This is a genomic window from Dyella sp. (assembly GCF_035503745.1).
Taxonomy (GTDB): Bacteria; Pseudomonadota; Gammaproteobacteria; order Xanthomonadales; family Rhodanobacteraceae; genus Dyella_B.
On the sequence record NZ_DATJTC010000031.1, the window covers coordinates 62,482 to 82,437 of the forward strand.

Annotated in this window: 22 protein-coding genes; 20 read left to right on the top strand and 2 right to left on the bottom strand. The window is 64.0% G+C overall.

Going from position 1 to position 19,956, the window contains the following annotated elements:
• The first annotated feature begins 1 nt into the window (after position 1).
• Together VME63_RS12395 and arsB are read left to right on the top strand one after the other, a co-directional pair.
• The gene (locus VME63_RS12395) at positions 2 to 505 is read left to right on the top strand and encodes an arsenate reductase ArsC (protein ID WP_325433664.1); all 504 of its coding nucleotides are present in this window, start codon (positions 2 to 4) and stop codon (positions 503 to 505) included.
• Positions 498 to 1,568 carry an ACR3 family arsenite efflux transporter gene (gene arsB / locus VME63_RS12400; RefSeq protein ID WP_325433665.1) on the top strand — a complete coding sequence of 357 codons (1,071 nt, stop codon included), beginning with the start codon at positions 498 to 500 and terminating at the stop codon, positions 1,566 to 1,568. Before VME63_RS12395 ends, arsB begins: the two co-directional genes overlap by 8 nt.
• Positions 1,569 to 1,705: 137 nt before the next feature.
• Here arsB and VME63_RS12405 read toward each other — a convergent pair whose 3' ends face one another.
• Positions 1,706 to 2,464 (bottom strand): sulfite exporter TauE/SafE family protein, encoded by a 759-nt coding sequence (locus VME63_RS12405; protein WP_325433666.1) that lies wholly within the window; start codon positions 2,462 to 2,464, stop codon positions 1,706 to 1,708.
• Between the two features lie 135 nt (positions 2,465 to 2,599).
• Between VME63_RS12405 and VME63_RS12410 the strand changes: the two genes are divergently transcribed.
• Positions 2,600 to 2,821 (top strand): hypothetical protein, encoded by a 222-nt coding sequence (locus VME63_RS12410; protein WP_325433667.1) that lies wholly within the window; start codon positions 2,600 to 2,602, stop codon positions 2,819 to 2,821.
• 12 nt (positions 2,822 to 2,833) lie between these two features.
• Here the strand turns inward: VME63_RS12410 and VME63_RS12415 are convergent, their stop codons facing one another.
• Entirely contained in the window at positions 2,834 to 3,001 is a 168-nt protein-coding gene (locus VME63_RS12415; protein ID WP_325433668.1) for a hypothetical protein, read from the bottom strand.
• Between the two features lie 291 nt (positions 3,002 to 3,292).
• On the opposite strand from VME63_RS12415, the gene VME63_RS12420 reads away from it, so the two are divergent.
• The 17 genes from VME63_RS12420 to glmU all read left to right on the top strand — a co-directional run bounded on the left by VME63_RS12420 (position 3,293) and on the right by glmU (position 19,956).
• Positions 3,293 to 3,886: an HAD family hydrolase gene (locus VME63_RS12420; protein WP_325433669.1), complete on the top strand. Its 594-nt coding sequence runs from the start codon at positions 3,293 to 3,295 to the stop codon at positions 3,884 to 3,886.
• Positions 3,887 to 4,065: 179 nt separating this feature from the next.
• Positions 4,066 to 5,139, top strand: coding sequence for a transaldolase (gene tal / locus VME63_RS12425; protein WP_325433670.1), 1,074 nt, complete (start codon positions 4,066 to 4,068; stop codon positions 5,137 to 5,139).
• Positions 5,136 to 7,454 carry a glucose-6-phosphate isomerase gene (pgi, locus tag VME63_RS12430; protein ID WP_325433671.1) on the top strand — a complete coding sequence of 773 codons (2,319 nt, stop codon included), beginning with the start codon at positions 5,136 to 5,138 and terminating at the stop codon, positions 7,452 to 7,454. Before tal ends, pgi begins: the two co-directional genes overlap by 4 nt.
• 17 nt (positions 7,455 to 7,471) lie before the next feature.
• On the top strand, positions 7,472 to 8,497 hold the full coding sequence (gene gnd / locus VME63_RS12435; RefSeq protein ID WP_325433796.1) for a phosphogluconate dehydrogenase (NAD(+)-dependent, decarboxylating): 1,026 nt from the start codon (positions 7,472 to 7,474) through the stop codon (positions 8,495 to 8,497).
• A gap of 4 nt (positions 8,498 to 8,501) precedes the next feature.
• Entirely contained in the window at positions 8,502 to 9,941 is a 1,440-nt protein-coding gene (gene zwf / locus VME63_RS12440; RefSeq protein ID WP_325433672.1) for a glucose-6-phosphate dehydrogenase, read from the top strand.
• Between the two features lie 56 nt (positions 9,942 to 9,997).
• The gene (gene queD / locus VME63_RS12445; RefSeq protein WP_325433673.1) at positions 9,998 to 10,360 is read left to right on the top strand and encodes a 6-carboxytetrahydropterin synthase QueD; all 363 of its coding nucleotides are present in this window, start codon (positions 9,998 to 10,000) and stop codon (positions 10,358 to 10,360) included.
• 164 nt (positions 10,361 to 10,524) lie between these two features.
• Complete coding sequence (locus VME63_RS12450; RefSeq protein ID WP_325433674.1) at positions 10,525 to 10,920, top strand: phasin family protein; 396 nt, start codon at positions 10,525 to 10,527, stop codon at positions 10,918 to 10,920.
• 210 nt (positions 10,921 to 11,130) lie between these two features.
• Positions 11,131 to 11,496: an ATP synthase subunit I gene (locus VME63_RS12455; RefSeq protein ID WP_325433675.1), complete on the top strand. Its 366-nt coding sequence runs from the start codon at positions 11,131 to 11,133 to the stop codon at positions 11,494 to 11,496.
• A 3-nt stretch (positions 11,497 to 11,499) separates the two neighbouring features.
• A complete protein-coding gene (atpB, locus tag VME63_RS12460) occupies positions 11,500 to 12,303 on the top strand; it encodes a F0F1 ATP synthase subunit A (protein WP_325433676.1) in 804 nt (267 codons plus the stop codon).
• A 52-nt stretch (positions 12,304 to 12,355) separates the two neighbouring features.
• Positions 12,356 to 12,646 carry a F0F1 ATP synthase subunit C gene (atpE, locus tag VME63_RS12465; RefSeq protein WP_414648258.1) on the top strand — a complete coding sequence of 97 codons (291 nt, stop codon included), beginning with the start codon at positions 12,356 to 12,358 and terminating at the stop codon, positions 12,644 to 12,646.
• Positions 12,647 to 12,749: 103 nt separating this feature from the next.
• Positions 12,750 to 13,220, top strand: a complete 471-nt coding sequence (locus tag VME63_RS12470; protein WP_325433677.1) for a F0F1 ATP synthase subunit B — start codon at positions 12,750 to 12,752, stop codon at positions 13,218 to 13,220.
• A 3-nt stretch (positions 13,221 to 13,223) separates the two neighbouring features.
• The gene (locus VME63_RS12475; protein ID WP_325433678.1) at positions 13,224 to 13,757 is read left to right on the top strand and encodes a F0F1 ATP synthase subunit delta; all 534 of its coding nucleotides are present in this window, start codon (positions 13,224 to 13,226) and stop codon (positions 13,755 to 13,757) included.
• Between the two features lie 58 nt (positions 13,758 to 13,815).
• The gene (gene atpA, locus VME63_RS12480) at positions 13,816 to 15,366 is read left to right on the top strand and encodes a F0F1 ATP synthase subunit alpha (RefSeq protein WP_325433679.1); all 1,551 of its coding nucleotides are present in this window, start codon (positions 13,816 to 13,818) and stop codon (positions 15,364 to 15,366) included.
• A gap of 94 nt (positions 15,367 to 15,460) precedes the next feature.
• A complete protein-coding gene (atpG, locus tag VME63_RS12485) occupies positions 15,461 to 16,360 on the top strand; it encodes a F0F1 ATP synthase subunit gamma (protein WP_325433680.1) in 900 nt (299 codons plus the stop codon).
• Between the two features lie 130 nt (positions 16,361 to 16,490).
• Positions 16,491 to 17,924 carry a F0F1 ATP synthase subunit beta gene (gene atpD / locus VME63_RS12490; RefSeq protein ID WP_325433681.1) on the top strand — a complete coding sequence of 478 codons (1,434 nt, stop codon included), beginning with the start codon at positions 16,491 to 16,493 and terminating at the stop codon, positions 17,922 to 17,924.
• Between the two features lie 91 nt (positions 17,925 to 18,015).
• Positions 18,016 to 18,438 carry a F0F1 ATP synthase subunit epsilon gene (locus tag VME63_RS12495; protein WP_325433682.1) on the top strand — a complete coding sequence of 141 codons (423 nt, stop codon included), beginning with the start codon at positions 18,016 to 18,018 and terminating at the stop codon, positions 18,436 to 18,438.
• A 147-nt stretch (positions 18,439 to 18,585) separates the two neighbouring features.
• Positions 18,586 to 19,956, top strand: a complete 1,371-nt coding sequence (gene glmU, locus VME63_RS12500) for a bifunctional UDP-N-acetylglucosamine diphosphorylase/glucosamine-1-phosphate N-acetyltransferase GlmU (RefSeq protein WP_325433683.1) — start codon at positions 18,586 to 18,588, stop codon at positions 19,954 to 19,956.

A 19,956-nucleotide genomic window follows, 5' to 3' on the forward strand; every position in this document is an offset into this window, starting at 1 on the left:
AATGCGAACACAACCTTACAACGTTCTATTTCTCTGCACGGGCAATTCGGCGCGCAGCGTCATGGCGGAGAGCCTGCTTAACGTGCTCGGTCAGGGGCGCTTCCACGCTTTCAGCGCGGGCAGTTTCCCAAGCGGAAAAGTCCAGCCGATGGCGGAAGAGCTGGCGCGCAGCATCGGCTACAAAGAGCCCTTGCGCAGCAAGAGCTGGGACGAGTTTGCACAGCCTGATTCTGCGCCCATCGATATCGTGATCACGGTCTGCGACAACGCTGCTGGCGAAGTGTGCCCCATTTGGCCCGGTCACCCGGTAACCGCTCATTGGGGGGTGCCCGATCCCGTAGCGGTCGAGGGCGATGACGAACGCCGGCGCGCGTTCCGTTCGGCCTGGATGATGCTAAAGCAGCGTATCGATCTGCTGCTGGCGCTTCCTTTGGAAAAGCTCGATCGCGTTGCCTCCCAGCAGGAGCTTCGTGCCATCGGTCAAACCGGCACGCCCCATGAGTGATAAACAGGCGGTTGCGACGATAGGTGTCTTTGCACGGTATCTGACGCTGTGGGTGGCGCTGTGCATCGTGGCGGGCATCATGCTCGGGCATCTCTTCCCCTCGCTGTTCGCGGCTCTAGCGGGTTTGGAGGTGCAGCACATCAATCTGCCGGTGGCGCTGCTCGTATGGTTGATGATCGTGCCGATGTTGCTGAAAGTGGATTTCGCGCAACTCACAGGCGTGCGCCGGCAGCTGAGGGGCATTGGGGTCACGTTGCTGGTCAATTGGGCGATCAAGCCGTTTTCGATGGCGCTGCTGGGCTGGCTGTTCGTGCGGCATGTGTTTGCCGCGTGGCTGCCTGCAGGCGAGCACGATGCGTACATCGCCGGTTTGATTTTGCTTGCGGCTGCGCCCTGCACGGCGATGGTTTTCGTGTGGTCGCGGCTATGCGGCGGGGAGCCCAACTTCACGCTGGCGCAGGTGGCATTGAACGACACGATCATGGTCGTGGCATTCGCGCCCATCGTCGGGCTTCTGTTGGGGGTCGCGTCCATTCACGTACCGTGGGGCACCCTGCTGTTGTCCGTCGTTCTCTACATCGTCGTTCCGGTATGGCTGGCGCAGCTATGGCGCTGGTACCTGCTTCGACGTGGAGGGCAGCAGACGCTGGATGAGACGATCCGCCGAATCGATCCCTGGTCCACTACGGCGCTGCTGGCGACACTGGTGCTGCTCTTTGGCTTCCAGGGGCAAGCGATCATGGCGCAACCCATGGTCATCGCCTTGCTGGCCGTACCCATCGTCGTGCAGGTTTACCTCAACGCGGGCATTGCCTATGGCCTTAGCCGCTGGCTGGGTGTGCCGCACTGCATCGCAGGGCCATCCGCGTTGATTGGCGCCAGCAACTTCTTCGAGCTTGCGGTTGCTGCCGCCATCAGTCTGTTTGGATTGCGTTCGGGGGCGGCATTGGCAACCGTCGTGGGGGTGCTTGTGGAGGTGCCTGTCATGTTGTCAGTGGTGCATATCGTTCGCCGCACCGAAACATGGTTCGGCCAGCAAGGCGCCGCTGAGATCGCGACCTGAGTTCCGTCGGGATATTTGCCTGCACCGCGCACGAGACGTGCGTCCTGCCTGGCGGGATTTCCCCGCAAGAGGTATGGCCACGCTGGACCGTTGCTACGCAGGATGTCGATGTCCCACCGGCCAAATGCAAGGCGGCGCTAGCTCGTCACGAACAATCCCACGGTAAGCGCAACGCCGATGCACACCACGGCGATGCGCAGCGCGTTCTCGTTGACTCGATGCAACAAGTGCGCGCCCAATTGGCCGCCGGCGATCGCGGGAACCGCCACGCAGACGATCTGCAGCCATGGAAGCATGCGTGCCTGGATCAAAAAGATCACCACGGCCGAGGCATTCATGATCGCCGCCAGCACGTTCTTCGTGGCGCCGGCTTGGCGAACGCCCAGGCCCGCCGCCGTCAACGCCGCCAGCATCAGGATGCCGATGCCGCCGCCGAAGTAGCCGCCGTAGATGGCGATGCACAACTGCACCAACATCGCGGCGCGCCGGTCAAGCGATGCCTTGTCGCCGTTGCCGGATGGTTTCCTGAAAAAACTGCCCCAGGCAAACACCACCGTGGCGAACAGCACCAGAAACGGCACGAGCCGGGTGAATACGCTTACCGGCGTAACGAGCAACAAGACCGCTCCGAGCGCGCCGCCGAACAGGCTGATCCAGCATAGCGCGCGCAACGACAGGCCTTCGGCGCCTGCCATATGAGCGCGCCCGGCCAGCCCCGTGGTCACCTGGCCGGGAAACAGGGCGATGGTAGAGGCGATGTTGGCCGTGCGTGGATCGATGCCGGTGAACAGCAGCGCGGGGAAAGTAAGGAATGACCCGCCGCCGGCCAGCGCGTTCTGCACGCCCGCGGCGAACGAAGCGACGATCAACGTTGCCCACGACCATGTCAGATGCATAGGATCGGTCTGTTCAGTACATCGTGTAAGGCTGTGTTGTTGAGAAGTGTGCCATGGCCTTTTCTGGCGCCTCGCGCGAAGTACGCGGCGCACGTCGCTACGCTAGCACGAGCGAGCAGGGCCTGGCGGCACGTGATGTACCTGTCGGGCTTACGCGAATACGGCAACTTCGGGCGCGCCGCCGGGGGCGACAGCAGCTCCTGGTCGAGCGATCAGTTTCCGGCCGGCGCGCTGGAACTCGCCGTCAATCAATCGAAGATGCTGGATTTCTTCCAGGCGGGCAAAACCTGTCCGATCACGATTCAGGCGCTGCAGCGGCGTTCGCCGTGCAGCGCAGCGCGTGTTTTCCCCTTTTAGTGCCGCCAAGCGCTACGCCAGTTCGGCGGCCACGCGATGGGTGTAGGTCGCGTCGCTCTCCTGATAGAGGCCGGACCAGGGGTTGAGCACATAGCCATCGAGGGGCTCGAACGATACGCGCTTGGCGTTTTCGTATTGCTCCGCACTCGCAACCAGCGCATCAAGGGTCATCGGATCCATATGCACTCCACAGTTGTGTGTGATGGGAGGTTCAGGCTATCGATCCGATCGTTGGCATACGGTTAAACAAGCCGGCGGGTTTGGCGAACGCGATTTTTATAAGTCCGGCGGCGCGGATACTTATGACATATCGTTGACATTTGCATCGCGTCAAACGCATCACGCACGCGGCGGGGCGCGATGGGCGCCGCGTTGACCCTTTCCCGCGCGAAGCCTGCCGGTGGCTGGCCGCGGTCAACGCTGCTTGCGTAGACTGCGGCGAGGAAAGTTTGCCCAGGGGACGCACGGCGCATGAATCTGGCTTTGTTCGATTTCGATGGAACGATCACGCAGCGCGAAATGTTCGCCGATTTCGTGCGCGCGGCGGTCAGCACGCGGCGAAGGCTTGCCGGCGCGCTGTTGTTCGGGCCGATGCTGGCCGGATACAAGCTTGGCCTGGTTTCCGCCAATGCCATTCGCGCCAGCGTGGTGCACTTCGGTTTTCGCGGCGTGCCCGCCGACGTGGTGGACGAAGCGGGGCGCCGCTTCGCGCTGGATGTGCTGCCGGCGGCGCTGCGGCCCGATGCGCTGGCGCGCATCCGCTGGCATCGGCAGCAGGGCGACCGGGTGATGGTGGTGTCCGGTGCGCTGGACGTGTACCTCGCCCACTGGTGCCGCCATCACGAACTGGATCTGCTCTGTTCCCGCCTGGAGACGCGCGGCGGGGTGCTTACCGGGCGCTACCGCGGAGCCCAATGCGTAGGGGCGGAGAAGTCGCGGCGCATCCGTGAAGTACTGGATCTAGATGAATTTCCAGTGATTTATGCCTACGGCGACACGCACGAAGACCTGGACATGCTGCGCCTGGCGCACCGCCGCTACTACCGCGGGCAGGAGCTGGCCTGAGGGCTCGAATCGGGCCAATCGCGTCGTTGCGGGTCATCAGGCCGCGACAAGCCACTTGATACTCTGCTGAATGGATTTAAATTCGAGAGCTGAGCTTCCCCACGGGCCGTCGCCCCGCCTTCGTGCGCAATGCACCTCGACGACGCCTCCTCGCCTCATTCTCATGAAGGAGTAACGCCATGCAACACCCGACCCGCACGCTGAACGGACTTGGCCAGAGCCTATGGCTGGACAACATCACTCGCAGCATGCTGGGCGATGGCACGTTGCTGGGTTACCGCGACCACAAGACGGTGACCGGCCTCACCTCCAACCCGACCATCTTCGCCCAGGCGATCAAGGCCGGTAAGGATTACGACGCTTCCATTCGCGCAGGCGGCCAGAAAGACCCCGAAGCGGTGTTCTTCGACCTGGCCATCGACGATCTGCGCCGCGCCGCGGCGATCTTCGAGCCTGTCTATCAGCGCACGCACGGTGTGGACGGCTGGGTCTCGCTGGAAGTGTCGCCGCTGTTGGCCGACGATACCCAGGGCACCATCGAGCAGGCGCTGGTGCTGCATAAGAAGGCGGCGGTGCACAACCTCTTCATCAAGGTGCCGGGCACGCCGGCCGGCATCGGCGCGATCGAGGAGCTGATTTTCCGCGGCGTGCCGATCAACGTCACGCTGCTGTTCTCGCCCGAGCAATACGAAGCCGCCGCCGAAGCATGGCTGCGCGGCCTGGAGCGCCGCCACGCGGCGGGGCTGGAGCTGGATGTCGCCTCGGTAGCGTCGGTATTCATCAGCCGCTGGGACGTGAAAGTGGCCGACAAGGTGCCCGCCGAGCTGCACAATACGCTGGGTTTTGCGGTATGCGAGCGGATCTACGCCAGCTACCGCAGGTTGCTCGATTCGCCGCGCCTGCAGCGCTTGCAGAACAATGGCGCGCGCGTGCAGCGCCTGCTGTGGGCCAGTACCGGCACCAAGGACCCCAAGGCCAGCGACACGCTCTACATCGAGCACCTGGCCGCGCCGCTCACCGTCAACACCATGCCGGAAAAAACCCTGCTCGCCTTCGCCGACCACGGCAAGGCCGAGCAGCTGATGAGCTTGAACGGCATCGACACCGCCAGTGTGCTGGCCAAGTTCCAGGCTGCCGGTATCGAAGTGGAGCCGCTGGCCAAGGTGCTGCAGAAGGAAGGCGCCGACTCGTTCGTCAAGTCCTGGCATGAGCTGCTCGATACCGTCAGCCAGCGCCTGGAGGCCGCTGCATGAGCGCGCTGCGCGAGAAGGCCGCATGGCGCGCGCTGGCGCAGCATAAGGAAAACATCGCCCCCGAACATCTGCGCGACCTGTTCGCCGCCGACCCCGGCCGTGCCGACCGTTATCGCGCCGAGGCGGCCGGCTGGCGGCTGGACTATGCGCGCCACCGCATCGATGACGAAACGCTCAAGCACCTGTTTGCGCTGGCGCGCGAGTGCGGCGTGGAGGCGCGGCGCGATGCCATGTTCGCGGGCGAAAAGGTCAACACCACCGAGCAGCGCGCGGCCCTGCACGTGGCGCTCCGCACGCCCGCGCGCAAATCGATCAAGGTTGATGGCGTCAACGTGGTGCCCGAGGTGCACGCCGTGCTCAAGCGCATGGCGGAGCTGGCCACGGCCATCCGCGAAGGACGCTGGCTCGGCTTCTCGGGACGGCCGATCCGCAACATCGTCAACGTCGGCATCGGCGGCTCGGATCTGGGTCCGGTGATGGCCTATGAAGCCTTGCGCCATTTCAGCGATCGCGGGTTGACCCTGCGTTTCGTTTCCAACGTCGATTACACCGACTTCGCCGAAGCGGTGCACGATCTGCGCGCTGACGAAACGCTGTTCATCGTCGCTTCCAAAACCTTCACCACGCTGGAAACCATGACCAACGCGCACAGCGCGCGCGATTGGCTGCTGGCCGCCGCGAACGGCGATGAGAAGGCGGTGGCCAAGCACTTCGTCGCGCTGTCCACCAATGAAAAAGCGGTGACGGCGTTTGGCATTTCCACCCAGCAGATGTATGGCTTCTGGGATTGGGTCGGCGGACGCTATTCGATGGACTCGGCGATCGGCCTGTCCACCATGATCGCCATCGGCCCCGACGCATTCGGCCAGATGCTGGCCGGCTTCCACGCCATGGACGAGCACTTCCGCACCGCGCCGCTGGAACGCAACCTGCCGGTGATCATGGGCCTGCTCGGCGTGTGGTACACCGATTTCTTCGGCGCCGAGACGGTGGCGGTGCTGCCGTATGAGCAATACCTCAAGCGCTTTCCCGCGTACCTGCAACAGTTGACGATGGAGTCCAACGGCAAGCACGTCACCATCGACGGCAGCGCGGTCGATTACGCGACCGGCCCGATCTACTGGGGCGAGCCGGGCACCAACGGGCAGCATTCGTTCTATCAGCTGATCCATCAGGGCACGCGGCTGATTCCATGCGATTTCGTGGGTTTTGGTCAGTCGCTCAATCCGTCCGGCCGCCATCACGATCTGCTGCTGGCCAATATGATCGCCCAGGCCGAGGCGCTGGCCATGGGCAAGACGATGCAGCAGGTGAAGGACGAAGGTATCGCCGACGAGTTGGCGCCGCATCGCGTGTTCGAAGGCAACCGGCCGTCCAGCCTGCTGTTGGCCGAACGCCTGACGCCGCATGCATTGGGCAGCCTGGTGGCGCTTTACGAGCATCTTGTGTTCACGCAGGCGGCGATCTGGGACATCAACCCGTTCGACCAGTGGGGCGTGGAGCTGGGCAAGCAGCTGGCGCTGCGCGTGGTGGATGAAATCGAATCGCCGCGCAAGCCGCTCAATCACGACAGCGCCACCAACGCGGCCATCGCCTGGTACCGCAAGGCGCGTCGCAAGACCGAAGCGGCGGCGCCCGCCGCGGCGAAAGAAAAGCACGGCCAACGCGTGCTGGCGATCGATATCGGCGGCAGTCACGTCAAGGCGATGATCAGCGGCAATGCGCGCGAAGTGGAGATCAAGTCCAGCCGCACGCTGACGCCCGAGGCAATGATCAAGCTGCTGCGCCCCTTGATCCGCAGCTGGAAATACGACGCGGTGAGCATCGGCTATCCCGGCCCCGTGTTGCACGAGCGCATTGCGCGCGAACCCTACAACCTCGGCAAAGGCTGGGTAGGTTTCGACTTCACCAAGGCGTTTGGCTGCAAAACCAAAGTGGTCAACGACGCCGCGATGCAGGCGCTGGGCAGCTACGAAGGCGGCCGCATGCTGTTTCTCGGGCTCGGCACGGGCCTGGGTTCGGCCTTTATCGTGGACGGCATCATCGAGCCGATGGAACTGGCGCACCTGCCCTACAAGAAAGGCACGTTCGAGGATTACGTGGGCACGCGCGGCATGAAGCGACACGGCAAGAAAAAGTGGCACCTGCACGTGGTGGATGTGATCGAACAATTGCGCGCGGCACTGGAGCCCGATTACGTGGTACTCGGCGGCGGCAACGTGCGGCATCTGCCGGAGCTGCCCGAAGGCGTGCGTCGCGGCGACAACAAGAACGCATTCAAAGGCGGCTTCCGCCTGTGGGAGAACAAGGCATGAGCGGGCATAAGGAATCGATGCAGCTGGGTTTCATCGGCCTGGGCCGCATGGGCTTGAACATGGTGCGGCGCCTGCAGGATGCGGGCATCGAATGCGTGGTGTTCGACACGCATCTGGAAGCGCGCCGCGAAGCGGCCGGCCACGGCGCCACCGCGGCCGATTCGATCCAGGATCTGATCGCCAAACTGGAAGGGCCGCGCGCGGTATGGCTGATGCTGCCCACCGCGGTGGTGGATGCGGTGCTCGATCAATTGACGCCCCTGCTGGCCGAAGGGGACGTGCTGATCGACGGCGGCAATTCGCATTACGTGGAAGATTTGCGCCGCGCGCAAGCTTTGACCAAGCACAAGCTGATGTACGTCGATGTGGGCGTGAGCGGCGGTGTGTGGGGCCGCGAGCGCGGTTACTGCCAGATGATCGGTGGACCGGAACAGGCGTTCAAGCGGTTGGAGCCGGTGTTCGCCGCGCTGGCGCCGGGCGTGGATGCCGCGCCGCGCAGCGATGGCCGTTCGGGCGAACCGACGGCGGCGGAAAAGGGCTACCTTTACTGCGGCCCCAATGGCGCGGGCCATTTCGTGAAGATGGTCCACAACGGCATCGAGTATGGCCTGATGGCCGCCTATGCCGAAGGCCTCAACGTGCTCAAGAACGCCAACGCCGGCAAGCAGCAGCGCAGCGCGGATGCGGAAACCTCGCCGCTGGAAAATCCCGAGCGCTATCTGTACGACTTCCCCATCGGCGACATCGCCGAACTGTGGCGGCGCGGCAGCGTAATCGGCTCGTGGCTGCTTGATCTCACCGCGGCCGAATTGGGCCGCGATCCCACGCTCAACGATTACACCGGCCGCGTTTCCGATTCGGGCGAAGGCCGCTGGACTGCGCAAGCGGCCATCGACGAAGGCGTGCCGGTGCCGGTGCTTACCGCGGCGCTGTTCGCGCGCTTCACCTCGCAGGGCAATGATCTTTATGCCAACAAGGTGTTGTCGGCGATGCGACACTCCTTTGGCGGCCACGCCGAAATCAAAACCGACAAAAAAGGCTAAAGCCATGGCTACGACGACGCTTGTGATCCTGGGTGCAAGCGGCGATCTCACCAAGCGCCTGCTGATGCCGGCGCTGTTTCGCCTGCACGTGCTTGGCCTGACGCCGGATTTACGCATCGTCGGTTACGCCAAGGAAGGATGGAGCGCCGATTATTTCGAGCGGCACATCCAGAAGGCGCTGCGCGAGTTCTCGCCCGAATACAGCCTCGCGCATTGGAACCGCTTCCGTCGCCAGCTCGATTACGTGGGCGGTGAACTGGAAGCCACGCAGCTGACCATGCTCAAGGACAAGCTCAGTCCCGCCACCTTGTTCTACCTCGCCCTGCCGCCGCCGCTGTTCGGCGTGGCGGCCAAGGCGCTGGGCGAGGCGGGGTTCGCCAAAAGTCCGCGCAACGGCTGGCGGCGCCTGGTGGTGGAAAAGCCGTTCGGCACCGACCTCGCCTCGGCCCAGGCGCTGCGCACGCAGATGCATCTGCACTGGGAAGAAGAGCAGATCCTGCGCATCGATCACTTCCTCGGCAAGGAAACCACGCAGAACCTGATGGTGTTTCGCTTTGCCAATCGCTTCATCGAGCCGATCTGGAATGCGCAGCACATCGCGCAGGTGCAGATTACCTACGCCGAAACGCTGGGCGTGGAAAAGCGTGCCGCGTATTACGACAAGGCCGGTGCGTTGCGCGACATGCTGCAGAACCACCTGATGCAGTTGTTCAGCCTGACCGCGATGGCGCCGCTGGCCGAGTGGGATGCCGAAGTGCTGCGCAATCACAAGGTGGAAGTGCTGCGCTCGACCGTGCCCATTACCGCCGCCACGCTGGATGCGCATGCGGTGCGCGGGCAATACCGCGCCGGGCAGCTGGGACGCAAGAAACTTCCCGGCTACCGCAGCGAACCGGGCGTCGCGCGCGGTTCGTGCACGGAAACCTTCGCGGCGCTGCGCCTGGAAATCGATAACTGGCGCTGGCGTGGCGTGCCCTTTTATCTGCGCAGCGGCAAGCGGCTGGCCAGCAATTACTCAGAGATCGCGGTGCAGTTTCACTCCGTGCCCGGGGCGCTGCCCAAGGCTGTGCATGCGGGCAACAACTGGATGATCTTCCGCATTCGTCCGGTCGAGCAGATGGACTTGCTGGTGACGGCCAAGCAACCCGGGCTCGAACTGGCCGGTCGCCCGGTGGTGCTGACGGCGCCGTATGCCACGCCCGACGACCGCGAGTTTTCCGCCTACGAGCAGTTGCTGATGGATGCGTTGGAAGGCGACCGCACGAACTTCCTGCGTTTCGACGAGGTGGAATGGGCCTGGCGGTTGCTGACGCCGGTATTGGAGGCGTGGCAGAGCGGAGCGCCGGATTTCTACGCGGCCGGCTCCGAAGGGCCGGCAACGCAGAACCGCCTGCTCGATGCGGGCCATGCCTGGCGCTCGATCGCGCGCAACGGCGAGGCTTAACACCTGCGCTTCATAGGTACCGGCGGCACCTGGGCGCCGCCGGGTAGAATGGCGCCATGCATATTTTCAAAGTTTTCCAGATCGAAGCCGCGCATCGCCTGCCCAACGTGCCGCCCGGGCACAAGTGCGCGCGCCTGCACGGCCATTCCTTCCGTATTGAAATCCATCTGGCCGGCGAGCCCGATCCCACGCTCGGCTGGGTGATGGACTTCGCCGACGTGAAGACCGCCTTCGCCCCCCTCTACGCGCAGCTCGACCACCACTATCTCAACGACATCCCCGGGTTGGAGAACCCGACCAGCGAGATGCTCGCGCGCTGGATCTGGCAGCGGCTGGAGCCGACCCTGCCGGGGCTGGACAAAGTGGTGGTGCACGAGACCTGCACCTCCGGCGCCAGCTGCTCCCGGGCCAGCTTTTGACATAAATTTGACGCGGCGCAAAAATTTCCGATCTGTTACTAACTATTCGTCTTTATTGAATATTTCGTGACATAGCAGATTATTAACAAAAAAGATATTGCGCTGCACAAAAAGTGCTGCTAGGCTTTGTCCCACTCTCCCATTTCCCTTCGAGGGACTTAGCCATGACGCAGCAACTGAACTCCCAGCTCTTTTCCTATGCCAAGCAGCTGTCGGAAAACGCCTTCAAGGCGCACGCCCTGACCATCAAGGGTCTGGAGCAGGTCGCCGAACTGCAGCTGGCCGCGCTGGAAAAGCAGGCCCAGGCCACCGCTGATTTCATCGCCCAGGCCGCCGAAGTGCGCGACGTCGATGCGCTGCGTGGCCTGTGGGAAAAGGGCACCAGCCTGAGCCGTGAGCAGGCCGAGCACGCCGTGTCCGTGACCAAGGAAGTGGTCGCCGTGGCCCAGAAGACCGCCGAGTCCCTCAATGCGCTCCTGCAGGAACAGCAGAAGGCCGCCAACGAAGCCGTGGCCGCGCCGGTCGCCGCCATCAAGAAGGCTGCCGCTTCCGCCAAGTAATACCTTCTACGTATCGCGACTCCCCTTGCGATATGTCCTTAGGCCGGGCCATCAGCGCCCGGCCTTTTTCTTGTCCGAAACTCTCCGCCAGGCGAGGTGTCACAGGGTGCGCGGCTTGCTGGGCCAAAAGTCACGCTGATATACTTTTCCGGATTGGATCGTGACCCGTGGCGTGGTTAAAGCCTGGTGCGAAAACCGCGGGAACCTCACGTGCTCAACAGTTTAGCCTCCGGTCGACGTCTCGCCCTGCGATTGCTGCTATGGCAGCTAGTCGCGGCGGTGGTTGTGGGCCTCGCTTTTTCGGTACAGGGGTTCCGATGGGCGATAGCGGCGGCGGCGGGCGCGGCGATTGTGGCGATAGGTACTGCGCTGCTATCGAGTAGGTTGTTCAGTCAGGTGAGCGGCGCGGGTCTCGCGCTTGGCCGCCTGCTGACGGGCATGCTCCTTAAGTGGATGGTGATCGTCGGGGGGCTGATCATCATCATGGTTCAATACAAATTGCCGCCACTGGCTGCCATCACGGGGCTGGGGGTGGCGTATGCGGTTAATCTGCTGGCGTTCAGATTCAAGGGTTAAGAGATGGCAAGCGAGCCGCAGGGCGGTCTTACCGAATACATCAGGCACCACCTGGAACACCTCAGGCCGCCGCACATCAGCGAGGGCGCGTTCTGGACGCTGAACATCGACTCCGTCACGGTGTCGCTGGTGCTCGGCATCCTGTTTTGCCTGTGGTTCTGGCTGAAGGCGCGCAAGGCCACCGCCGGCGTGCCGGGCAAGGGTCAGGCGTTCCTGGAAATCGTGCTCGAATTCGTCGACGGCCAGGTCAAGGACGTGTTCCACGGCGACCGCCGCTTCCTTGGCCCCCTGGCGCTGACCGTGTTCGCCTGGGTGTTCCTGATGAACGCGATGGACCTGCTGCCGGTCGATCTGCTGCCGATGATCACGGCCAAGTTCGGCATAGGCCATTTCCGTCCGGTCCCCACCGCCGACGTCAACATGACGTTCGCGATGTCCATCACCGTGCTGGTGCTGGTGATCTTCTACAGCTTCAAGGCCAAGGGTTTCGGCGGCTACATGCACGAACTCTTCACGGCGCCGTTCGGCAAGTGGCTGTTCCCCTTCAATTTCGCCCTGAACATGGTGGAGCTTGTCGCCAAGCCCGTCAGCCTGGCGATGCGACTGTTCGGCAACATGTACGCGGGCGAGCTGGTGTTCCTGCTCATCGCGGGCCTGTTCAGCACCGGCAGCGTGCTTCTGTACAGCCTGGGCATCATTGGTTATGCGGTGTGGGGCGTCTTCCACATCCTGATCATCACCATCCAGGCCTTCATCTTCATGGTGCTCACCATCGTGTATATCTCGATGGCCCACGATCACCACTAATTGCTTTCACCTTTGTCAGAACAACCGCTTTCTTTTTCTTGAGGAGATCATCGTGGAACTAGTCGCTCACATTGCTCAGGTCCAGGGCTTCACCGCCATCGCGCTCGGCTTGATCATCGGCTTCGGCGCCCTGGGCGCTTGTATCGGCATCGGCATCATGGGCTCGAAGTTCCTCGAGGCGGCCGCCCGTCAGCCTGAGCTGGTCCCGCTGCTGCAGGGTCGCATGTTCCTGCTGGCCGGCCTGATCGACGCGGCGTTCCTGATCGGCGTGGCCCTGGCGATGTACTTCGCCGTGGCGAACCCGCTGCTTGTCAACGTGATGGCTGCTGGCGCGGGTCACTAAGACGCTCAGGTCCGCGGCGCCGCCTCGCGTGGCGCCGTTGTCCCGTCGGGGCGCTTCACCGCGTCCAAACCCGTAACACTACGCAAGTACAGGTACCGCAGCGATGCAATTCAACGCCACACTGATCGGCGAAATGATCGCGTTTGCGATCTTGATCTTGTTCTGCGCGAAATTCGTCTGGCCCCATCTGAACAAGGCCATCGAAGAGCGCCAGCTGAAGATCGCCGAAGGCCTCAATGCCGCCGAGCGCGCGCACGCCGAATTGAAGGACGCCGACAACAAGGTGGCGGCCGAGATCAGGCACGCGCGCCAGCAGGCTGCCGAGATCATCGACCGCGCTCAGCAGCAGGCCAACCAGATCCTGGACAAGGCCCGCGCCGATGCCATCGCCGAGGTGAACCGCCAGAAGGCCGCCGCGCAGGACGACATCGCCTCGATGGCACAGCGCGCCCGCGAAGAGCTGCGTGAACGCGTGGGTGCCTTGGCGGTGCAGGGCGCTTCGAAGATCGTGCAGCGCGAGATCGATGCGTCGGCACACAAGGCCATGCTCGACCAGCTCGCTGCCGAGATCTAATCCATGGCCCAGGCAATCACGCTCGCTCGCCCCTACGCCCGCGCCGCTTTCGAGCTGGCGCAAGCGGAAGGTGCCCTTGGCGCCTGGTCGCAGGCGCTGGCTTTCGCCGCCGAAGTGGCGCGGGATGCCCGCGTCGCCGCGCTCAATAACGATCCGCGCGTCACGCCCGAACAGCTGGTCGCGCTGCATCTGCCCGAGGGCATGAAGGCCGATAGCGCGTTCGGCAACTTCCTTGCGCAGCTCGCCGAAAAGCACCGCATGGCGCTGCTGCCGGAAATCGGTGCGCTGTACGAAACCTACAAGCGCGAGTCGGAGTCGCAGCTCTTGGTGAAGGTTACCAGCGCGATGGCTCTGGACAGCGCGCAGGCCGAGCAGCTGAAGGCCTCGCTCAAGCGCCGCTTCAAGCGCGAGATCGAACTGCAGACGCAGGTCGATCCGTCGCTGCTGGGCGGCGTGGTGATCGACGCAGGCAGCGAAGTCATCGATGGCTCCGCGCGTGGCCGCCTCGAACGCCTCGCCAACGCCTTGACGCACTAAACAGATTTCAAAAATCACCGGGTGCCGCTAGCGCGGCGCAAACCCAAGGATAACGACCATGTCCAGCACCACTCTCAACCCGTCCGAGATCAGCGAGCTGATCAAGAACCGTATCGAGCAGTTCAAGCTCGGCGCGGAAGCCCGCAACGAGGGCACGATCATCAGTGTGTCCGACGGCATCGTGCGCATCCACGGCCTGGCCGACGTGATGCAGGGCGAAATGATCGAACTGCCGGGCAACGCCTTTGCGCTGGCGCTGAATCTTGAGCGCGACTCGGTGGGCGCGGTGGTGCTGGGCGAATACCAGCACCTGCGCGAAGGCGACGTCGCCAAGACCACCGGCCGCATCCTCGAAGTGCCGGTCGGCACCGAGCTGCTGGGCCGCGTGGTGGATGCGCTGGGCAACCCGATCGACGGCAAGGGCCCGATCAACGCCAAGCTCAGCTCGCCGATCGAAAAGGTCGCGCCGGGCGTCGTGTGGCGCAAATCGGTGGACCAGCCCGTGCAGACCGGTTACAAGTCGGTCGACTCGATGATCCCCATCGGCCGCGGCCAGCGCGAGCTGATCATCGGCGACCGCCAGACCGGCAAGACCGCGCTGGCCGTCGATGCGATCATCAATCAGAAAGATTCCGGCATTAAGTGCGTATACGTGGCCATCGGCCAGAAGCGCTCTTCGATCGCCAACGTGGTGCGCAAGCTCGAAGAGAACGGCGCGCTGGCCAACACCATCGTGGTCGTCGCTTCGGCTTCCGAATCGGCCGCGCTGCAGTACATCGCGCCGTACGCCGGCTGCGCCATGGGCGAATACTTCCGCGACCGCGGCGAAGACGCGCTGATCATCTACGACGATCTCTCCAAGCAGGCCGTGGCCTACCGCCAGATCTCGCTGCTGCTGAAGCGCCCGCCGGGCCGCGAAGCGTATCCGGGCGACGTGTTCTATCTCCACTCGCGTCTGCTTGAGCGCGCCGCGCGCGTCTCCGAGGAATACGTCGAGAAGTTCACCAACGGCGAAGTGAAGGGCAAGACCGGCTCGCTCACCGCGCTGCCGATCATCGAGACGCAGGCCGGCGACGTGTCCGCGTTCGTGCCGACCAACGTGATCTCGATCACCGACGGCCAGATCTTCCTGGAAACGGACCTCTTCAACGCCGGCATCCGCCCGGCCGTGAACGCCGGTATCTCGGTGTCGCGCGTGGGCGGTGCGGCGCAGACCAAGATCGTCAAGAAGCTCTCCGGCGGCGTGAAGCTGGCGCTGGCGCAGTACCGCGAGCTGGCGGCGTTCGCGCAGTTCGCTTCCGACCTCGATCCGGCCACCCGCGCCCAGCTCGACCGCGGCCAGCGCGTGACCGAGCTGATGAAGCAGAAGCAGTACGCGCCGCTCTCCATCGCCGAACTGGCGCTGTCCGTGTACGCCGCCGAAAAGGGCTACCTGGACGACCTGCCGGTGAACAAGGTGCTGGCGTTCGAGAAGGGCCTGCACGACTTCTTCCACCAGAACCACGCCGAGCTGATGAAGAAGATCGTTGCCACCGGCGACTGGAACAACGACATCGAAGGCACCTTCAAGTCCGGCCTCGACGAGTTCAAGAAAACCGGTAGCTGGTAAGCAAAAAAGGGTGTGCGGCCATCCACGGCGGATGGTTGCACCGCACGCCGGTCGGGCGATCGGCACGGCATAGACCCAACAAGTTGAGGCAAACGTGGCAAGCGGACGCGAAATCAAATCCAAGATCAAGAGCACGCAGAACATGCGCAAGGTGACGCGTGCGCTCGAAATGGTCTCGGCCTCCAAGATTCGCAAAGCGCAGGACCTGATGAAGGCCTCGCGTCCCTATGCGCGCACCATGCGCAAGGTGATCGCGCACGTCGCGCAGGCGAGCACGGAGTTCAACCATCCGTTCCTGGTCGAGCGCAAGGACGTGGCGCGCGTGTGCTATGTGGTCGTCACCACCGACCGTGGCCTGTGCGGCGGCCTCAACTCCAACCTGTTCCGCCGCCTGTTGCCGGCGATCCGCGAGCAGCAGGAGAAAGGTACCGAGATCGACGTCGTGGCGATCGGCCAGAAGGCGGTGCAGTTCTTCCGCCGCTTGAAGGGCGTGAACCTGATCGGCAGCACCACCCACCTGGGCGAACGTCCGAAGGTGGAGCAGCTGATCGGCGTAATCAAAGTCGTGCTCGACGCCTACACCGAAGGCAAGCTCGATCGCGTGTTCCTCGCCTACAACGACTTCGTCAACACCATGACGCAGAAGCCCACGATCGACGCGCTGCTGCCGTTGCCGGCGGTGGCCGCCGAACTCGAGGCGCAGCACGTGCAGGGCGCGCAGCTGGAGCAGGCGCACGACTGGGACTACATCTACGAACCCGACGCGGCCACCGTGCTGGAGCACGTGCTGTCGCGCTACATCGAATCGGTGGTGTACCAGGCCGTGCTGGAAAACCTCGCCAGCGAACATGCCGCCCGCATGGTGGCGATGAAGGCCGCCTCGGACAACGCGAACAAGGTGATCGGCGAACTGACGCTGCGCTACAACAAGGCGCGCCAGGCCGCGATCACGCAGGAAATTTCCGAAATCGTCGGCGGTGCGGCGGCGGTGTAAGTGCGGTCATCCGTGATCGCAGAACGTCGAAAAGCCACCACCCGTGGCGGCCGATCAAATTTAAGAGCGACGCCCAGGCGGCGCTGTCACAGTAAAACGAACCTTTAAAAGATCCATCCGGAGCACATCCATGAGCCAGGGTAAAGTTGTACAGATCATCGGCGCGGTCATCGACGTCGAGTTCGCACGCGATCAGGTGCCGCAGGTGTATGACGCACTGAAGATCGACGGCACCCAGATCACGCTGGAAGTCCAGCAGGTGCTGGGCGACGGCGTGGTGCGCACGATCGCCCTCGGTTCCACCGACGGCTTGAAGCGCGGCCTGGTTGCGCGCAACACCGGCGAAGGCATCAAGGTGCCGGTCGGCAAGGCCACCCTCGGCCGCATCTTGGACGTGCTCGGCAACCCGATCGACGAAGTCGGTCCGATCCAGGCACAGGACCATTGGGTCATCCACCGCGAAGCCCCTTCCTACGACGAACAGGCGCTGGCCAACGAACTGCTGGAAACCGGCATCAAGGTGATCGATCTGGTGTGCCCGTTCGCCAAGGGCGGCAAGGTCGGTCTGTTCGGCGGCGCCGGCGTGGGCAAGACGGTGAACATGCTCGAGCTGATCAACAACATCGCCACCCAGCACTCGGGCCTGTCGGTGTTCGCCGGCGTGGGCGAGCGTACCCGCGAAGGCAACGACTTCTACCATGAAATGCAGGATGCCGGCGTGGTCAAGCTGGACAACCTGCCCGAGTCGAAAGTGGCGATGGTGTACGGCCAGATGAACGAGCCGCCGGGCAACCGCCTGCGCGTGGCGCTGACGGGCCTGACCATGGCCGAATATTTCCGCGACGAGAAGGACGAGCACGGCAAGGGCCGCGACGTGCTGTTCTTCGTGGACAACATCTACCGCTACACGCTGGCCGGTACGGAAGTGTCCGCGCTGCTCGGCCGCATGCCGTCCGCGGTGGGCTACCAGCCGACGCTGGCCGACGAAATGGGCGTGCTGCAGGAACGCATCACCTCCACCAAGACCGGTTCGATCACCTCGATCCAGGCCGTGTACGTGCCCGCGGACGACCTGACCGACCCGTCCCCGGCCACCACCTTCGCGCACTTGGACTCCACCGTGACGCTGAGCCGCCAGATTGCCTCGCTCGGCATCTATCCGGCGGTGGACCCGCTCGATTCCACCAGCCGCCAGCTCGACCCGAACGTGGTCGGCGCCGAGCACTACGACGTCGCCCGTCGCGTGCAGGGCACGCTGCAGCGCTACAAGGAACTGAAAGACATCATCGCCATTCTCGGCATGGACGAACTGTCCGAGGAAGACAAGCAGGTGGTGTACCGCGCGCGCAAGTGCGAGCGCTTCTTCTCCCAGCCCTTCCACGTGGCCGAAGTGTTCACGGGCGCGCCGGGCAAGTACGTGACGCTGAAGGAAACCATCCGTGGCTTCAAGATGATCGTCGACGGCGACGTGGACCATATCCCGGAACAGGCGTTCTACATGGTCGGCGGCATCGACGAAGCCATCAAGAAAGCCGAAGAAATGGGCGCCAAGAAGGCCGCCTGATCGACCGTCCCGCCGGAGTCGCGCGCACCTGCGCTGACTCCGGCCAGACCGCATCCTTTCCGTTCGATACGTCGGGCGAAGCGAGAGAGTTATGAGCACCATTCGTTGCGACATCGTCAGTGCCGAGGCCGAGATCTTCCACGGCGAAGCGGTGATGGTCGTGGCCACCGGCGAACTGGGCGAGCTGGGCATCACGCCCCGCCATGCGCCGTTGATCACGCGCCTGAAGCCCGGCCACATCGACGTGGTGCTGGAGGGCGGCGAGCGCCAGCAGTTCTACGTCTCCGGCGGCATCCTGGAAGTGCAGCCGCAGGTGGTTACCGTGCTGGCCGACACTGCCGCCCGCGCCGCGGATCTTGACGAAGCCGCCGCGCAGCGCGCCAAGAAGGAAGCCGAGGACGCCCTGGCCAACCGCGCCGATGCGGAAGACATCGCCCAGGCCCAGGCCAAGCTCGCCCAGGCGCTGGCCCAGCTGCAGGCGCTGGAGCGTCTTCGCAAGAATCTCAAGCACTAAGCGGTATAGTGTCCTCACCGAGCCAGAAAACGCCGGCCCCGTGCCGGCGTTTTCGTTTGAACGGCTCCATCCTCGTCGCCGCCCCGTGCCCGATGGCCGCCCCATCGAGCCGGTATGTTCAACCCGCAACGACACGCGTGATCCGCCATGAGCCAGCCACCTTTGCACGTCATCGTCCTCGCCGCCGGCGAAGGCAAACGCATGAAGTCCAAGCGGGCCAAGGTGCTGATGCCACTGGCGGGCCGGCCGATGCTGGCGCACGTGCTGGCGACGGCGCGCACGCTCAAGCCCGAAGCCATCCACGTCGTATACGGGCACCGCGGCGACCAGGTATTGGCCGAGTTCGACGGACAGCCCGATTTACGCTGGACGCTGCAGGTCGAGCAGCTCGGCACCGGGCACGCGGTAGATCAGGCCCTGCGCAACGTGCCCGATGCGGCGCAGGTGCTGGTGCTTTATGGGGACGTGCCGCTGACCCGCGCCGAAACCCTGCAGCGCCTGGTTGCTACCGAAGGCGGGCTGACCATGCTCGCCACGCGGGTCAGCAATCCGCAGGGCTATGGCCGCGTGATGCGCGACGGCAACGGCCTGGTGCGCGCCGTGGTCGAGGAAAAGGACGCCGACGAATTCCAGCGCGCGATCAACCTGATCAACACCGGCATCGTGGCGGCCGAGGCGGCGGCGCTCAAGCGCTGGATCAAGGGCCTGGATCGTAACAACGCGCAGGGCGAGTATTACCTTACCGACATCTTCAAGCTGGCCGCGGCCGAAAACCGCGCCGCACAAAGCATCGAATGCGATGATCCGATCGAAGCGGCGGGCGCCAACACGCCCTGGCAACTGGCCGAACTGGAAGACGCCCATCGCGCGCGCGCAGCGTGTGCGCTGACCGCCGAAGGCGTGCGCATGGCCGACCCGCGCCGGGTGGACGTGCGCGGACAGATGCAGGTGGGCCAGGATGTGGAGCTGGACATCGACGTGATCTTCGAAGGCGATGTGCAACTGGGCGACGACGTGCGCGTGGGGCCTTTTTCAAGGCTGAAAGACGTAAAGCTGGCGGCCGGCACCGTCGTGCTTGCGCATTGCGACCTGGAAGGCGTGGTGACGCACGGGCCGTGCACCATCGGTCCGTTCGCACGCCTGCGCACGGGCACCGAGCTGGCGGCGGGCGTGCACGTGGGCAATTTCGTGGAAACCAAGAAAACGCTGATCGGCGAAGGCAGCAAGGCCAATCACCTCAGCTACCTGGGCGACACCGTGATCGGACGTGACGTCAACGTCGGCGCGGGCACGATTACCTGCAACTACGACGGCATCAACAAGTTCACCACCGTCATCGAGGACGGTGCGTTCATCGGCTCCAACAGCGCGCTGGTCGCGCCGGTGACGATCGGCGCGCAGGCGACCATCGGTGCCGGTTCGGTGATCACGCGCAATGCGCCCGCCGGCGAACTCAGCGTCGCGCGCGCGCGCCAGGCCAGCTTGCCGGGCTGGAAGCGGCCGGCCAAGAAAGACTGA

Coding starts and splice junctions, on each gene's coding strand:
- atpB (WP_325433676.1), top strand. CDS start 11,500: ATGGCAAGCGAGCCGCAGGGCGGTCTTACCGAATACATCAGGCACCAC.
- VME63_RS12415 (WP_325433668.1), bottom strand. CDS start 3,001: ATGGATCCGATGACCCTTGATGCGCTGGTTGCGAGTGCGGAGCAATAC.
- VME63_RS12405 (WP_325433666.1), bottom strand. CDS start 2,464: ATGCATCTGACATGGTCGTGGGCAACGTTGATCGTCGCTTCGTTCGCC.
- VME63_RS12420 (WP_325433669.1), top strand. CDS start 3,293: ATGAATCTGGCTTTGTTCGATTTCGATGGAACGATCACGCAGCGCGAA.
- VME63_RS12450 (WP_325433674.1), top strand. CDS start 10,525: ATGACGCAGCAACTGAACTCCCAGCTCTTTTCCTATGCCAAGCAGCTG.
- VME63_RS12395 (WP_325433664.1), top strand. CDS start 2: ATGCGAACACAACCTTACAACGTTCTATTTCTCTGCACGGGCAATTCG.
- queD (WP_325433673.1), top strand. CDS start 9,998: ATGCATATTTTCAAAGTTTTCCAGATCGAAGCCGCGCATCGCCTGCCC.
- pgi (WP_325433671.1), top strand. CDS start 5,136: ATGAGCGCGCTGCGCGAGAAGGCCGCATGGCGCGCGCTGGCGCAGCAT.
- atpA (WP_325433679.1), top strand. CDS start 13,816: ATGTCCAGCACCACTCTCAACCCGTCCGAGATCAGCGAGCTGATCAAG.
- arsB (WP_325433665.1), top strand. CDS start 498: ATGAGTGATAAACAGGCGGTTGCGACGATAGGTGTCTTTGCACGGTAT.
- VME63_RS12470 (WP_325433677.1), top strand. CDS start 12,750: ATGCAATTCAACGCCACACTGATCGGCGAAATGATCGCGTTTGCGATC.
- gnd (WP_325433796.1), top strand. CDS start 7,472: ATGCAGCTGGGTTTCATCGGCCTGGGCCGCATGGGCTTGAACATGGTG.
- VME63_RS12475 (WP_325433678.1), top strand. CDS start 13,224: ATGGCCCAGGCAATCACGCTCGCTCGCCCCTACGCCCGCGCCGCTTTC.
- zwf (WP_325433672.1), top strand. CDS start 8,502: ATGGCTACGACGACGCTTGTGATCCTGGGTGCAAGCGGCGATCTCACC.
- VME63_RS12410 (WP_325433667.1), top strand. CDS start 2,600: ATGTACCTGTCGGGCTTACGCGAATACGGCAACTTCGGGCGCGCCGCC.
- glmU (WP_325433683.1), top strand. CDS start 18,586: ATGAGCCAGCCACCTTTGCACGTCATCGTCCTCGCCGCCGGCGAAGGC.
- atpD (WP_325433681.1), top strand. CDS start 16,491: ATGAGCCAGGGTAAAGTTGTACAGATCATCGGCGCGGTCATCGACGTC.
- VME63_RS12495 (WP_325433682.1), top strand. CDS start 18,016: ATGAGCACCATTCGTTGCGACATCGTCAGTGCCGAGGCCGAGATCTTC.
- tal (WP_325433670.1), top strand. CDS start 4,066: ATGCAACACCCGACCCGCACGCTGAACGGACTTGGCCAGAGCCTATGG.